Source organism: Nocardia sp. NPDC055165, from assembly GCF_053606985.1.
Genome location: NZ_JBSGSS010000004.1, coordinates 214,562 through 229,121, shown reverse-complemented (window position 1 = coordinate 229,121; position 14,560 = coordinate 214,562). Strand labels below are relative to the sequence as shown.

Here is a 14,560-nt window from a genome sequence, read left to right as displayed (position 1 = left end):
CGGAGGATCAGTCCGCGAGACCGGCGGCGACATCGGCGTACCTCGGACGCCAACCCAATTCATCGTGGGCGAGCTGACTCGAGATCCGCATCGAGGTGTCGGACATGAGGGCGCCGATATAGGGGACCGCCCATCGGATCATCCAGGCGGGCAGCCGGATCGGGCGTGGGGTCCGCTGAGCTCGGGAGACCTCCGTGAAGAACTCCCGCCAGGTGATCGGATGGTCATCGGCGATGTTGTAGGCGCGACCGGGTGTGCCGCGCTCGAGTGCGGCCACGGTCGCGGCGGCCGCGTCGTCGACATGGACCCAGGTATTCACCCCGCCGGAACCGAGCGGGCCGACCGGGCGGTGCTTGCGCATCATGTCCGCGAACAGGTCACTGAACGCGCCGGGACCGTAGAAGAGCCCGTACCGCAACGCGATGGCGTCGACACCGGGCGCATCGAAGACCTGGCTCTCGCCGGCCACGCACGCACGGACCACCTCGTCGGCCACCCCACCGTCGTACACCCCGAACTGATCGCGCTCGGTGACCAGCCTGTCACCATGGTCGTGGTACCCGTAGCCGAGGATCAGCGACTGGGTGACGAACCGACCGGCGCCCACCGCCGCCGCGGCGTCGAGCAGGTTGGCGGTGCCGACCGTGCGCAGCAGCCCGGTCGGATCGTCGGCCGGAATCCGGCGCTGCACCTTCGCGTCGCGCAGGGCGGTGGCCTGATGGATGACGGCCTCGGCGCGCAAACCCTCGACGGCGCGCAACAGGCCGTCGCGGTCGAGCACATCGGCGGTGACCGGGGTGGCGCCGAGCTCGCGCACGAGCGGGTGCGCACCCGGATTCCGGACGAGCGCCCACACCGTATGTCCGTTCGCGGTCAACGCGCGGATCAGAGGGCGGCCGATGGCGCCGGTGGCGCCCGCGAGCAGAACCTGCATGATCGTTCCTTCCGGCTGAGTGAGTGTTTCCCTACTTCCTGGACGGGGTACCGCCAGTGTTCGTGACGGCCTGTGATCGGCTTCACGGCACGCGGGAACGGCCGTGCCGATTGGGTGATGTCACGGCGGGTCTGCGGCGTGTCGGTGTGTATCGTGCGGCTCATGCGAGTCGACGGTCGGGAGATCCCGGTCACGGGGAAACTCCTGCAGCCGATGATCCGTCGTACCAGCGATATCGTCCGGGTGGTGCTGGCGGGAATCGGCGTAGCCGTGGTGATCGCGGGCTCGCTGATCACCCGGCCGGAATGGCTGGCGCTGGAACGCTCGGTCGCCAAGATCGTGGACTTCCTCAGCCAGGACCAGGCGACCATGGTCTACCTGATCTACGGAATGCTCATCCTGGCACTGCCGTTCGCCATCTTCATCGAACTCGTGTTGCGCAGGCAATGGAAGCTCCTGTTCGGGTACGGGGCGGCGGGCCTGCTCGCGGTGCTGGCCCTGTCGATCACCGGGGCGGGCATCTCCACGCCGAAATGGCACATGCCGGTCCCGGACCGCTTCGACACCTTCCTCTCCCAATTCCTCGACGATCCACGCTGGATCGCGATGCTCGCGGCGATGCTCACCGTGTCGAGCCCGTGGCTGCCGGTGCGGCCGCGACGCTGGATGTGGTTCCTGCTGTTGATGTTCGCGCCGATCCACCTGGTGGTCAGCTCGGTGGTGCCCGCGCGGGCGATGCTCGGCCTGGTGGTCGGCTGGCTGGTCGGCGCGGTGATCGTCTGGGTGGTCGGCACGCCCGCGCTCGAGGTGCCGCTCGACGGCGCGGTCCGGGTGCTCGCGGGGCGCGGCCACACTGTGAAAGCCTTCCGGGTCGATCGACCGGCCGGGCGCGGACCGCTGTTGCTCGCCACCGAGGTCGACGGGCCCGAAGACGAGATCATGGTCGAGCTGTACGGCAAGAACCAGCGCAGCTTCGGCGCGATCCGGCAGGTGTGGCGCTGGATCACGTTCCGCACCAGTGAGACCGCGCCGCTGCACGGATCGATGCACCGGGCGGTGGAACATCGCGCGCTGCTCGGCATCGCGATCGGTGACCTCGGGATGGCCGACAGCCATCAGGTGGCGGTGGCCGGTCTGAGTCGCGGCTGGATGCTGTACGCGCACACCATGCCTCGCGGTACCCAGATCGCGACGTTGTCCGCGCAGGTGCTGCCCGGGGTGTGGCGGTCGCTGCTGCGGCTGCACGAGAACCAGATCAGCCTCGGCGATCTGCAACCCGACTTCGTGCGAGTCAGCCAGGGCGACACCCTGTTCGGCGGCTTCTCGGCCGCCGAATTCGGCGCGGCCGAGGCGCAACGGCAGACCGATATCGCCCAGCTGCTGGTGACCACCACCTCGCTCTACGGAAAACACGAGGCGGTCTCGGCGGCGATCGAGGTACTCGGCGAGGACAAGGTGGCCTACGCGGCCCGGCGGCTGACGAAATCGGCCATGTCGATCGGCATCCGGAAGTCGGTGCCGCAGTGGACCAAAGTGATGGCCACCGCCCGTGAGGAAGTGCGCAGGCAGACCGGCCACGACCGCATCCAGTCCGAACAGATCACGCGGTTCTCCCGCAACCAGATCATCCAGCTCGTCCTGCTGGTCGCGCTCGTCTATGTGGCGTATCCGTTCTTCAGCCAGGTGCCGACGTTCTTCAGTCAGCTGCGCACGCTCAACTGGTGGTGGGCGCTCGCGGGATTGGCCGTGTCGGGGCTGACCTATGTCGGCGCCGCCGCCGCGCTCGGCGCCTGCGCGGACGGGCTGGTCAAGATGCGCTATCTGCTCGTGGAGCAGCTGGCCAACACCTTCGTGGCGACGACCACCCCCGCCGGTGTCGGCGGGTTGGCGCTGAGTGTGCGGTTCCTGCAGAAGGCGGGCATGACGACCCTGCGCGCGACCGCCGCGGTGGCGATGCAGCAGTCGATGCAGGTGCTCACCCACCTGGTGCTGCTCGTGGTGTTCAGCGTGGTGGCGGGCACCTCGACCAACCTGGCCCACATCGTGCCCGACGCGACCGTGCTGTATCTGATCGCCGGGGTCGGCGTGGGGCTGATCGGCGCGTTCATGTTCGTGCCGACGCTGCGGCGCTGGGTCAATCACTCGGTGCGTCCGCAGGTCAAGGAAGTGCTGGGCGAACTCGCCGACCTCGCCAAGGATCCGATGCGATTCGTGGTCATCGTCGCCGGCTGCGGCGCGATCACGCTCGGCCAGGCGCTGGCCCTGTGGACCAGCGTCGAGGCATTCGGCGGCGGCACGGACTTCGTCGCCGTCACCATCGTCACCATGATCGGCGGCACGCTGGCCTCGGCCGCGCCGACACCCGGTGGCGTCGGCGCGGTCGAGGCGGCCCTGATCGGTGGTCTCGCGGCGTTCGGCGTCCCGGCCGAGATCGCGGTCCCAGCCGTCCTGCTCTACCGCGTGCTGACCTGCTGGATCCCCGTAGGTTTGGGCTGGCCGGTCATGCGGTGGCTCGACAAGAAAGACATGATCTGAATTCTCGGAGGGCCGGCCCGAAGGCCGGCTCGCGCGGTTCCGCCCAAAATGTTTAGCTGCCCCGTTGCCTGCGTATTCAGTCACGGTGTCGCACAGCGCTGTCTGATCCAGCTGAACGGCGCGCCAGAAGGAAAGTCCGCTGATCGGAGGCAGGGCGGCGCATCGATAGCGATGTGATCGCTGAAAGTCTCGATTCGAGCGCACCAGCGCTCCAGGCATTCAGCGCCTAAACTGTCTGGGACGTAGCCGGATCATGACCGAGAGGTGTTGTTTCGATGGGATCCCGGACGGTGGTCGCCGACGTCGCCGATGAGTTGGCGCGCCGCGTAGCCACCGGTGAGTACCGGCCCGGCGAGCTGATGCCGTCGGTTCGCCAGGTCGCCGACGAGTTCGGGATGAACCGCGCTACCGCCCAGCTCATCCTCGGACGCCTCGAGTCCTACGGATTCGTCGAGGCCAGGCGAGGTAAGGGCTTCACCATCCGCGATGTCCGCGTCGAGGGCGGTATGGACGTCTACCGGCATCTGTTCCGGTTCTCGATCACCGCGCCCGCGGTCGCCGCCGAGATGTTCACCGACATCGTCGAGGTCGAACGCGGCATCGTGGGTGAGGCGCTGCTCGCCTATACGGCGGGGGAGAAGGTACTAGATCCGGCCGAGCTCGCCGCCGCCGTCGACGAGCTGGAGGCGATGGCACGTCAGGCCGTGCCCGACCACGCGCGCATCATCGCCGCCGAGATCGCGCTGGTGCGCAAGCTACTCGGCGTGCTCGAGATGAGTATGCAACGCGCGGTACTGAATTCGATCGCCGATATGGTCGTCGAGGTGCCGGAGGCGGTCGCCGCCTATTTCGCCGTCGCGCCCGATCTGCACGTGCTCGTCTGGCGCGCGCTGCTCGCGGTGTGGGATGCCGAATCCGCGCCGAGCGAGGCGCAACTCGCGCTGTTCGGTGACTTGTTCGCGCTGTACCACGAGAAGGTGATCGCCCGCTTCGGGCAACTCGTCGGCGAGACTCCGGTCCACACCGTGCCGCTGAGCTCGGCCGTCTGAACCGCCCCGGCTAGCTGTCTGAGTCGGATTTCTTCGTCGTCTCCGCGGTGTGCACCCACGGCAGATGGTGTGGCACCACCGTGTCGATGATGGTGCTCACGCGCGGTGTGTGCGCGGTGGCCAGACCGGAGCCGACCATCACGCCCAACGCGATCGACATCACCGACAGCAGCGCCGAGACCAGCACCTCCAGCCCGCCGGTCGACACCCCCGACAGCGAATGCGTGACGAGGTCGGAGATCCCGGTGAGGCTGATCCCGCCGGGCACCAGCATCCAGAACGCGGGCAGGAATGCCACCTGGGTCGGTGGCGCGTGCTTGCGGCCCTGGATCAGATACGCGGCGTTCACGGCGACCAGGCCGCCGAGGAACGTGCCGGTCAGCGGACCGGACACATGCTTGCCGAGGACCTGCGCCGCGTAGGTGATGTAGAGGACGAGCAGCAGCCAGCCCACCGTGTTCTGCGGTGCGCTCGACCGCCACGAATGTCCGTACCCGATCAGCAGCACCCCGACTATCGGTGCCCACCACCCCAATTGGGCACTGCTCACCGGCGGATCCGACAGCGGCCCGAGCACGCTGATCCCCACGTAGGAACCCAGCGCGAGCAGGAACAGCATGTTGATGCCGTAGACGACCCGGCTGGCACCGGCCACCATCGACCCGGTCGCCAACTCGATCGTGCCGTTGGTGAGCATCGCACCGGGCAGCAGCGTCGCGACCGCCGGAATCAGCAGTTGCTGCGGCTGCCCACCGGCGAGCGCGCCGGGAAAGCCGTACGCGAGCACCGCGACTACCGCCGACGCGACCACCGGCAACGCCATCGACAGCAGCCGCACCCGATCGGCGAGCTGAGTCAGCACACCGACGACCAGCCCGAGCACCACATAGCCGACCAGCGCCCGTGCGCCCGGGTTGAGCATCATGCCGATGCCGACGGTCAGCACGACCTGCCCGAGCAGGATCAGCCACGGTGGGCTGCCGGGTTTCTGGGTCAGGATCTTGTCGAGATCCCTCGATGCCCGGCTCGGCGGCGGCGCGTCCTGCTCGATCTGGTCGATCAGCCGGTAGAGGCCGTCGATCTGGTCGAGCGGCAGGGTGCCGACGCGGGCGTCGAGCATGTCGATGGCGGAGCTTTCGTCGGTGCGCACCCGGACGAAGACCGCGGTGGGCAGCACCATGAAGTGGATATTGTCGGTGCCGTAGCGCCGCGACAGCTTGTCGAGGATGACCTGCACCCGTGCGGAGGTCTCGCCGGCGCCGACCAGCGCCACGCCGATGCGACACAGCAGATTCAGCAGATCGGCGGGTACGGGCGGGTCGACGGGTTCGTGCTCGGTGGGTCGCGGCGCGGCCTTCGCGTATTGCTCGCGGACCTTGGCGATGGCGTGCGTAACCCGGGTTCTGGCCACGTTCCAGGTCTTGCTCGCGTATTCCTCCGAACCCATGTCACCGCCGTCCGCAACCGCTGGGCAATGCTGCGGGGCGATGTCCGAACACCGCCCCGCAGGGTAGATACGCCGAGTGTAGTGCCTCTTCCGCGCAATGAATGGACCCAGCAAACGGATGGAATCGGACCGCATCCCGAGATCTCGCGACTACATGGGTAACTCACCGGGAACGGGCTCACCGGCGAGGCTGGGAGCCTGCCGCGTCGCCGACTACCCCGCACTCGAGTCTGGCTAGAAGTTCCCGGAGAGGCGGACCAGCTAGGAGTCCCCGGCGAGGCGGACCAGCCGGTCGTAGGCGGTGACGTATTCCTCGACGAGGCGGTTGACCACGTCGGCGCTGCGTTCGACCTTGTTCATCATGCCGACCACCTGGCCGACCGGGTTGAAGTTCACGTCCTTGGCGGCCTCGGGGTAGCGGTGGCCGCGCTTGACGCCGTCGAGGGCCACCATCATCTGCAGCGGCATCGGCAGCGGGTCGGGGGTCTCGGTGGACTCCCAGGCGTCGGTCCAGTCGTTGCGCAGCATGCGGCACGGCTTGCCGGTCCAGGAACGCGAGCGGATGGTGTCGTGGCTGGTCGCCTCGAGGTAGGTGTCCATCTGGGCGGGCGGCACGTTGGCCTCTTCGACGGTGAGCCACAGCGACCCGGTCCACGCGCCCGCCGCGCCCATCGCCAGCGCCGCCGCGACCTGCGCGCCGTTGCCGATGCCACCGGCGGCCAGTACCGGTACGTCGCCGATCGCGTCGATCACCTGCGGCCACAGCACCAGCGAGGACACCTCGCCGCAGTGCCCGCCGCCCTCGGTGCCCTGGCACACCACGAAGTCGAGGCCGGCCGCCTTGTGGTTCATCGCGTGCTTGACCGAACCGCACAGCGCGCCGATCACCCGGCCGGAGTCCTGGATGCGCTTGACCACGTCGTCGGGCGGGGTGCCCAGCGCGTTGGCGACGAGCTTGGCCTTGGGGTGGTTCAGGATGACGTCGACCTGCGGTCCCGCGGTGGTCGCGGTCCAGCCGAGCAGCTCGTTGTGGTGCTCACCGTCGGGCAGCGCGGGCACGTTGTGATCGGTGAGGATCTGCTGGGCGAAGTCGCGATGGCCCTGCGGAACCATCTGCGCCAGCTGCTTTTCCAGCTGTTCGGGGGTGAGCCCGTCGACGCCCTTGCCTTCGTATTTCGACGGGATCACCAGGTCGACGCCGTAGATCCCGGTGACGTGTTCGTCGAGCCAGGCCAGCTCCACCTCGAGCTGTTCGGCGGTGAAGCCGACCGCGCCGAGCACCCCCAATCCGCCCGCGTTGCTCACCGCCGCCACGACGTCGCGGCAGTGGGTGAAGGCGAAGATGGGGAACTCGATGCCGAGCTGTTCGCAGAATTCGGTACGCATACCGAACTGTAACACGTTCTAGTTTGGTCGAGAACGGTTAATTTCTACAGCGCGGCATCCTCCAGCGCGGCCAGCGAATCCTCGAGGTGATCGAGCAGTCGATGCAGGTCGGGCAGCGTGCGACGGCAGCCGACCAGACCGAAATCGAGGTTGTCACCGCTGGAGGTGAGCGTGATGTTCACGGCCTGCCCGTCGAGCGGGATCGACAGCGGATAGGTGGCGTCCAGACGCGAACCGTTCCAGTACAGCGACTCGCGCGCTCCGGGCACATTCGAGATGACGATATTGAACGGCGGCGTCGCCACCGAGGCGAACCCGGGCAGCAGCATCGCCGCCATCGGACTCAACATCACCCCGGCCATCGCCAGCGTCTGCGCCGGGGTGAGCGAGTGGTACACCTCCTTGTTGCGACGCGTCGACTCGCTCACCACCCGCAGGCGTTCCAGCGGGTCCGCGATATCGGTGCCCAGATTGCACAGCAGCGCCGCGACTTTCACGCCCTGGCTGTCGACGTCGTCTTCCTCGCGCAACGACATCGGCACCATCGCGATCATCGGCTTGTCCGGCAAGGCGTCGCGCTCGAGCAGGTAGGCCCGCAGCGCACCCGCCGACATCGCCAGCACCACATCGTTCACGGTGGCCCCGGTCGCCTTCTTCACCTGCTTGACCCGATCCATCGACCAACTGCGCACCGCGCATTTGCGGGCACCGCCGATCGGCACGTTGAACAGCGTGCGCGGCGCCTCGAACGGCAAGGTGAGCTGCTGCTGCACCAGACCGGTGCGGGTGGCCTTCATCAACGCGGTGGTCGACGAACGCGCCGATGTGACGGTATCGATCAGGCTGCCGAGCCGGGATTTGCCGGGGCGCGGCGGGCCGAGCTTGCGCGGCAGGTTCCACGGCCGCCTGAGCTCGGTCGCGAACGGGTCGGTGGTCAGCGTGCGCCGCATGAGGCGCTGGGCCGACACGCCGTCCACCAGTGCGTGATGCATCTTCGAGTAGAGCGCGAAGCGCCCGTCGGCCAAGCCCTCCACGAAGTGCAGCTCCCACATCGGGCGGTGCCGGTCGAGCAGGGCGCTGTGCAAGGTCGACGCGTGGTCGAGCAGCTGGTCGATATGGCCCGGCCCGGGCAGGGCGCTGCGCTGGACGTGATAGTCCAGGTCGACGTCGTCGTCCTGGGTCCACGCCATCTGCGGTGCGCCCAGCCAGGTGGCGGGCCGCTTGCCGAACGTAGGCCGAACGGTCTTGTCGGCCAGCAAGGCCGCGCGGAACTCGCGCAGATAGTCGGGCCCGGCGTCCTCGGGCGGTTCGAATAATTGCAGTGAGCCGACGTGCATCGGGTGCTCACGAGATTCCGCGAGCAAAAACAGCGCATCCAACGGCGCGATGAGATCCATGAAAGATCGCCCCCTGACGAGAGTGGATCGGTGCAAAGTCTTCAGACGATCGACCACGCTGTCGGGTTCGGCACCCCTGCGTGCCGTATATCCAAGTTACCCGTCCGTCCGGGGTCACGTCAGCTGAACGCCCGGACCATCACGAACTCCATGGTGTTCACCGGATGTTCAGCTCGCGGAAGAGTACTGGATGCTCGAGCTGAGCGAACACGGCGCCCCGTGGATGAGTAGAGCTCGACGAAAGCAGGCCGCGACACTACATGTCGCGGCCCGATTTCCTGTTCGGGTCAGACTTTGACGGTCTGCGCTTCGCGCGGGTCGACGGCGTCGCGCGGATCGTCTTCCTGCGGTGTCTCATTCGTGAGCTGCGCCTCGATGAGCTGCGGTGCCTCGGTGGGCTGTTGCGGCTCGGTCGACTGCTCGGGCTCGGCCGTCGGCTCGGACTCGGTGGGTTTTTCGGCGGTGACTTCCTCGAATGCGATTTCTTCCGAACGGGTTTCGGCGACCACCGGCTGCGGCGCCGGAACCGGGTCCGCCCCGCCACCTTTCGAGGCGATCTCGATACCGAGCTCGATGCGCGTCGTCTCGACCAGCGCACGCTCCTGTTCGGCGGCATGGCGCATCGCCTTCTGCCACAGCGACGCCATCTGCTCCAGCTCCTCGACGGTCGCCTCCACGTCGATGTGCAGTTTCAGCCGCTGCATCGTGATGTGCTGGGCGGCGGTGAGGGTGCGCAGCAGGTCTTCGCACTTGTTGGGAATCCGGCGATGCGCCACCACTCGAAGGCGAGTCAGCGTGCCGCCCGGGCGATCCCAGATCACCTTGTGGATCTGCGCGCTGACGCTGTCGATCTCGTCGGTGGTGACCAGATCCCATTCACCGCAGGTGGTCAGGTCGGCGCGCACCGAGGCCGACATCTCCAGGATCGAGGCGACTGCGGCGAGCACCGCCTCGCGGCGCCACGCCTCGTGATCGCGCTGGTCACCCACCATGTTCGACAGTTCGACATTGCGCTGCGCGGCGTCGAGTGCCTGCCTGCCGCGCTCGTCGGCGGCCGCGATTCCTTCCCGGTGGGTTCGGTTGTTGGCGATGACGCCGACCAGAACTGCGCCGGCGACGGGGAGCGAGCCGAGGAGTGGGAGCCACTGAGTCACCCAGCGATCATTGCACCGGTGCTCGCAACAGTCACCATGATCGGCGCGTTGGTATCGATGTCGCGTGTCAGCTCGGCGCCGGAACCCGGTGCAGAAAACCGACCAGGGGGGCGAGTTCCGGGATCTGCTCCGCGTCGGCGAGTGCCTTCTCGAGTGCTCGATCGTGGGTCGGTTTCGCCTTTTCGTAGGCGGCCCTGCCGGTTTCGGTGAGCTCGGTGTAGATGCCGCGGCGGTCGTCGGCGCACAGTACGCGCACCAGGAAGCCGCGGTCTTCCAGCCGGTTGACCAGCCGGGTGGTCGCGCTCGCCGACAGTGCGGCCGCGCGGGCCAGCTGGGAGATCCGCATGTGCCAGCCGTCCTGCCGGGCCAGTGCGTCGAGCACGGTGAACTCGACGATCGACAGCTCGTGTTCGCGCACCAGCTCGCGTTCGAGCGTGGTCTCGATGTGCCCGTGCAGCGCGGCCAGGGTGCGCCAGCCGGTCGCCCGTACCTCGATGGCGTCATCAGCAATACCCATGCGCCGAGTATAGCTGGCGGTTGCAATATAGCGCGTGTGCAACTATCGTCGGTCAGCGTTAGTTGCATACGCGGGTAATCGGCCCCTGATGGAAAGAAGCGTTCACATGCCACTCGGTCTCATCGCTCTCGCGCTCGGGGGCTTCGGCATCGGACTCACCGAATTCGTCATCGCGGGGCTGCTCTCCCCGGTGGCGGCCGACCTCGGCGTCTCGGTGCCCACCGCGGGCTACCTCATCTCCGGGTACGCGCTGGCCGTCGTCATCGGCGCGCTCGCGCTGACCCCACTGGTCAACCGGTGGCAGCCCAAGCGGGCATTGCAGCTGCTCATGGTCCTGTTCACCGTCGGCAACGCGGCCTCGGCGCTGGCTCCCGGCTACGCCGCGCTGCTCGGCGGGAGGGTGCTCGCGGCCCTCGCCCACGGTGCGTTCTTCGGCATCGGGGCCGTGCTGGCCTCCTCGCTCGTCGCGCCCGAGAAGAAGGCCGGAGCCATCTCGATCATGTTCGGCGGGCTCACCGTCGCCAATGTTCTCGGCGTTCCGCTGGGGACGTTCATCGGCCAGCAGTGGGGCTGGCGGGCCACGTTCGTGGTGATCACCGTGGTCGGGCTGGTCGCGCTGGCCGGCATCACCGCGCTCGTCCCCGACGCGCCCGCCACCCGCGAACGCCCGAACCTGCGGGCCGAGTTGTCGGTCTTCCGCAACACCCAGGTCTGGTACTCGCTGGTCATGACCGTGCTCGTGTTCGGCGGGATGTTCGGTGCCTTCATGTACATCGAACCGCTGCTCACCCGCGTCACCGGCTTCTCCGAAGCGATGGTGCCCTGGCTGCTGGTGCTGTTCGGGGTCGGCCTGTTCTTCGGCAATCTGCTCGGCGGCCGCTGGGCCGACCGCGCACTCACCCGCACCCTGCTCGCGCTCACGCTGGCCCTCGCGCTCTCGCTGGCGGCATTCGCACTGCTCGCCGACTACCGGATCGCGGCACTGCTGTTGCTCCCCGCCATGGGATTCTTCGGCTTCGGCGCCACCCCCGGTCTCCAGATGCGGGTGCTCGACAATGCCGGTGCCGCACCGACTCTCGCCTCGTCGGCCAATATCGCAGCCTTCAACGTGGGCAACTTCCTCGGCGTGTGGCTGTCCGGGCTGGCGATCAGCGCCGGGTTCGGCTGGGTGTCGCCGCTGTGGGTCGGGATGGGATTCGCGGTCACCGGGCTGCTGGTGTTGGTCGCCGCGACTCGCGGTGAACGCGCCGTTCGGCCTTCGGTCCCCGAACCCGTCTCGGTCTAGACAGACGAAAATCCCCGGTGCGCAGCGGATAACGCTGCCCACCGGGGATTTCGTGGTTCGTGACTAGTTGGCCGACGGGGTGGTTGTCGGGGCAACGGTGGTGGTCGGCTCGACCGTCGTGGTGGGAGCCACCGTCGTGGTCGGTGCGACCGTCGTGGTGGGGGCCACGGTGGTCGTCGGGGCCGGAGCGGCCGCCTGGTTGGTCGCCGGTTCCGGTGTGGTCGTCGACGGTGTGGTCGTCGACGGGGCCACCGTCGTGGACGGTGCCGTGGTGCTGGTGCCCGTCTTGGACGTGGTGGTCGGCTTGGGGCTCGTCGTCGACTTCGCGGAGGTCTTGGACGTGCTGGTCGGCGCGGTGGTGGTCGTCGCGGGCTTCGTCGGAGCCGCCAGTGCGGCGGTCACCGAGGCATCGTCCGGCGCGGCCTTCGTGTCGATGGTCTCGCCCGCCTGCGCCTGCTTGGCCAGGTGCGTCAGCCAGGCTGCCGCGTACTCCGCCGAGGTCAGCGGCTTGCCGTTCGCGGCGTCGGAGTCACGCCAGTAGTCGAAGTGGTGACCGGTGCCGTTCGGGCCGAGAGTCAGCTGGTACGGATCGTTCATCACCACCGGGATCGTGTTCTGGTTCGTCACGATCAGCCCCACGATCTCGTTGAAGATCTTCTGCGGCAGGTACGCCAGCGGCGAGAGCTGCTCACCGGCGATCACGTCGGCCTTCGCGGGCGTGGTGGTCTGTCCCGGCTTGTAATCCGGGTCCGACACCTTCAGCAGCACGTCGAGGAAGGTTTCGTCGCTGGCCATCCAGTTCGGGTTCGAGCCGATGTCGGAGAACGCGGCCATCGCGATCCGGCCCAGCGTGAACGCCATGTCCTGGCCCATCGCCGGGGTGATCGCCGTGATGCCGTTGCGCTCCAGGTCGGCGCGCTGCAGTTCGTCGATATTGATCTGACGACCCACATTGGCGGCCAGCTGCAGCAGGGAGATGTTGTCCGGTGCCGCGCAGGTGAGGTCGCCCTCGGAGCAGAAGGAGGCGATCTTGCCGTTGAGCGCGCCGAAATCAGCGCCCGTGGTGACGCCCTGGCCCGAGATCGGGGTCTTGCCGTCCTGGTACTTCTGGTCGAAGTTGTCGGGGCGCGCGAACGGGTCGTCCGCACCGAGGAAGGTGCCGTCGCCTGCCTTGCGGCCCGGATCGGCGAACATCACCACGCCGAGCACGTCGTCCGGGTTCACGGTCGCGTACCCGTCGGCAGGGTCGTCGTTGCCGATGCCCTCGGCCACGCGACGCACCACGTCGGCGCCCTCGCTGTAGCCCACGATCGAGAATTTGGTGTCCGGGCAGGCCGCCGAGATCTCGCGCATCACCTGCTGGGTGTTCTCCACACCCCGGTTGACCGCGTCCTCATAGCTCGCCAGATCGGCCGGGTAGGCGATGTACACCGCCGCGTAGTCGCCCTCGGCCACGTCGTCACGCGGGGCGTTCACCACCGGATCCACCCACACACTGCTGTGGTCGCCCGACAGCGCGGCGGGCAGCGGATTCCCGTTGGCATCGAGCAGCATCGCCGTCGTGCCCTCGACCGGGGTGTCGTTGCGTCCGGCCACCGAGATGGTCACCATCTCGCGGCACTCCGTCACCGACGTCGTCAGCTCGTAGCTGGGTGATTTCGGCTGCGACGTCACCGCGAAGGACGCGGCGACAATCGCCGCGACACCCAACGCCGCAGGCGCGGCAACAGCTGAAGCAATGCGATGTTTCGCGAGAAACTCACGCAGATTCATATGTGATCCCGTTCGAATGACCTACAGGTGGGCAGGCCCCCCGACGGGCCGCATGTCACGAACAATGTCGCGCCCACCAGCAAGATCGTTACTGACGCAAACGGGAAGCCCTGCCCCCATTTCCTGGGTCATGCGCGATCGCTCTCACCGAGAAGGCCCGGCGGATGGCGTCGCGGAGCCACTGGTGGGCGCCGTCGGCGGTGTGACGGGGGTGCCAGGCCATGCCGATCGTGAGGGGCGGTAGGGCCAGGGGGATGTCGAGCAGATGCAGGCCGAGGGCGGTCGCGTCGTCGGTGAGGGGCGACGGTTCGGCGCCGGGGAGCGCGGCGGGGACCAGGCAGACGATGTCGGAGCGGGCGGCGAGGGTCATGGCGGCCAGGTGGCTGGGCAGGACGACGCTGACCCGCCGCCGGAGGTTCTGCTCGGCCAGCGCCGCGTCGAGCGGGCCGGTGAATCGGCCACGGCGGCTGACCGCGACGTGCTGGGCGGCAGCGAGCCGGGCCGGGGTCAAGGGTTCTTCGGTCAGGTGGTGGCCCGGTCGGACGGCCGCCACCATGCGCAGCGTCACCAATTCCTCGACCTGGGTTTCGGGATCGACGTGATCGATGGACCCGACCTCCAGATCGATCCGGCCGTCGCGCAGCGCGGATCCCGCCTCCCACTCTTCGGCCAGCAGCCGGAACGAGACCCCCGGCGCCTCCCGTGCGGCCAGCGCCAGCAGCCGGGGCGCCAGCGCCGCGCCGACCAGGTCGGCGGTTTGGAGGGTGAAGGTGCTGCTCAGACCGGCGGGGTCGACGCCGGAACCGGGACTGAGCAGTGCTCCGAGACTCCGCACCACCGCGGCGGCTTCTTCGCGCAGGGCCTCGGCACGTGGGGTGGGGACCATGGTCTGTCCGGCCCGGACCAGGAGGGGATCTTGGAGGATGCGGCGCAACCGGGCGAGGGTGCGGCTCATCGCCGCGGGCGAGGTGTGCAGGCGGGCGGCGGCGCGGGTGACGCTGTTCTCGGCCAGCAAGGCGTCCAGCGCAAGGGCGAGATTGGCGTCGACGACCGGATCAGAGCTGTTCACCAGCATCATTCCAT

Annotated in this window: 11 protein-coding genes; 3 read left to right on the top strand and 8 right to left on the bottom strand. The window is 68.0% G+C overall.

The features are described 5' to 3' along the window. Positions 1-7 precede the first annotated feature (7 nt). Entirely contained in the window at positions 8-934 is a 927-nt protein-coding gene (locus ACWFRF_RS10455) for an NAD-dependent epimerase/dehydratase family protein (RefSeq protein WP_452449672.1), read from the bottom strand. Between the two features lie 162 nt (positions 935-1,096). Between ACWFRF_RS10455 and ACWFRF_RS10450 the strand changes: the two genes are divergently transcribed. After that, the gene (locus ACWFRF_RS10450; protein WP_378989284.1) at positions 1,097-3,469 is read left to right on the top strand and encodes a lysylphosphatidylglycerol synthase domain-containing protein; all 2,373 of its coding nucleotides are present in this window, start codon (positions 1,097-1,099) and stop codon (positions 3,467-3,469) included. 275 nt (positions 3,470-3,744) lie between these two features. Further along, positions 3,745-4,518: a GntR family transcriptional regulator gene (locus tag ACWFRF_RS10445; RefSeq protein ID WP_358185311.1), complete on the top strand. Its 774-nt coding sequence runs from the start codon at positions 3,745-3,747 to the stop codon at positions 4,516-4,518. A 10-nt stretch (positions 4,519-4,528) separates the two neighbouring features. Here the strand turns inward: ACWFRF_RS10445 and ACWFRF_RS10440 are convergent, their stop codons facing one another. From ACWFRF_RS10440 to ACWFRF_RS10420, 5 genes are all read right to left on the bottom strand, one after another. Continuing rightward, positions 4,529-5,965 (bottom strand): threonine/serine exporter family protein, encoded by a 1,437-nt coding sequence (locus ACWFRF_RS10440; RefSeq protein ID WP_379312122.1) that lies wholly within the window; start codon positions 5,963-5,965, stop codon positions 4,529-4,531. A gap of 261 nt (positions 5,966-6,226) precedes the next feature. Then, a complete protein-coding gene (locus ACWFRF_RS10435) occupies positions 6,227-7,351 on the bottom strand; it encodes an NAD(P)H-dependent flavin oxidoreductase (protein ID WP_379312121.1) in 1,125 nt (374 codons plus the stop codon). A 44-nt stretch (positions 7,352-7,395) separates the two neighbouring features. Further along, positions 7,396-8,748: a WS/DGAT/MGAT family O-acyltransferase gene (locus ACWFRF_RS10430; protein WP_379312120.1), complete on the bottom strand. Its 1,353-nt coding sequence runs from the start codon at positions 8,746-8,748 to the stop codon at positions 7,396-7,398. 287 nt (positions 8,749-9,035) lie between these two features. Further along, on the bottom strand, positions 9,036-9,902 hold the full coding sequence (locus tag ACWFRF_RS10425; protein WP_379312119.1) for a hypothetical protein: 867 nt from the start codon (positions 9,900-9,902) through the stop codon (positions 9,036-9,038). A 67-nt stretch (positions 9,903-9,969) separates the two neighbouring features. Next, positions 9,970-10,419, bottom strand: a complete 450-nt coding sequence (locus ACWFRF_RS10420) for a MarR family winged helix-turn-helix transcriptional regulator (protein WP_379312118.1) — start codon at positions 10,417-10,419, stop codon at positions 9,970-9,972. A gap of 106 nt (positions 10,420-10,525) precedes the next feature. Here ACWFRF_RS10420 and ACWFRF_RS10415 point away from each other — a divergent pair, with 106 nt between their 5' ends. Continuing rightward, entirely contained in the window at positions 10,526-11,704 is a 1,179-nt protein-coding gene (locus ACWFRF_RS10415; protein WP_379312117.1) for an MFS transporter, read from the top strand. A 63-nt stretch (positions 11,705-11,767) separates the two neighbouring features. Here ACWFRF_RS10415 and ACWFRF_RS10410 read toward each other — a convergent pair whose 3' ends face one another. Together ACWFRF_RS10410 and ACWFRF_RS10405 are read right to left on the bottom strand one after the other, a co-directional pair. Beyond that, complete coding sequence (locus ACWFRF_RS10410) at positions 11,768-13,477, bottom strand: cutinase family protein (protein ID WP_452449668.1); 1,710 nt, start codon at positions 13,475-13,477, stop codon at positions 11,768-11,770. A gap of 88 nt (positions 13,478-13,565) precedes the next feature. After that, entirely contained in the window at positions 13,566-14,546 is a 981-nt protein-coding gene (locus ACWFRF_RS10405; RefSeq protein WP_452449666.1) for a LysR family transcriptional regulator, read from the bottom strand. Positions 14,547-14,560 lie beyond the last annotated feature (14 nt).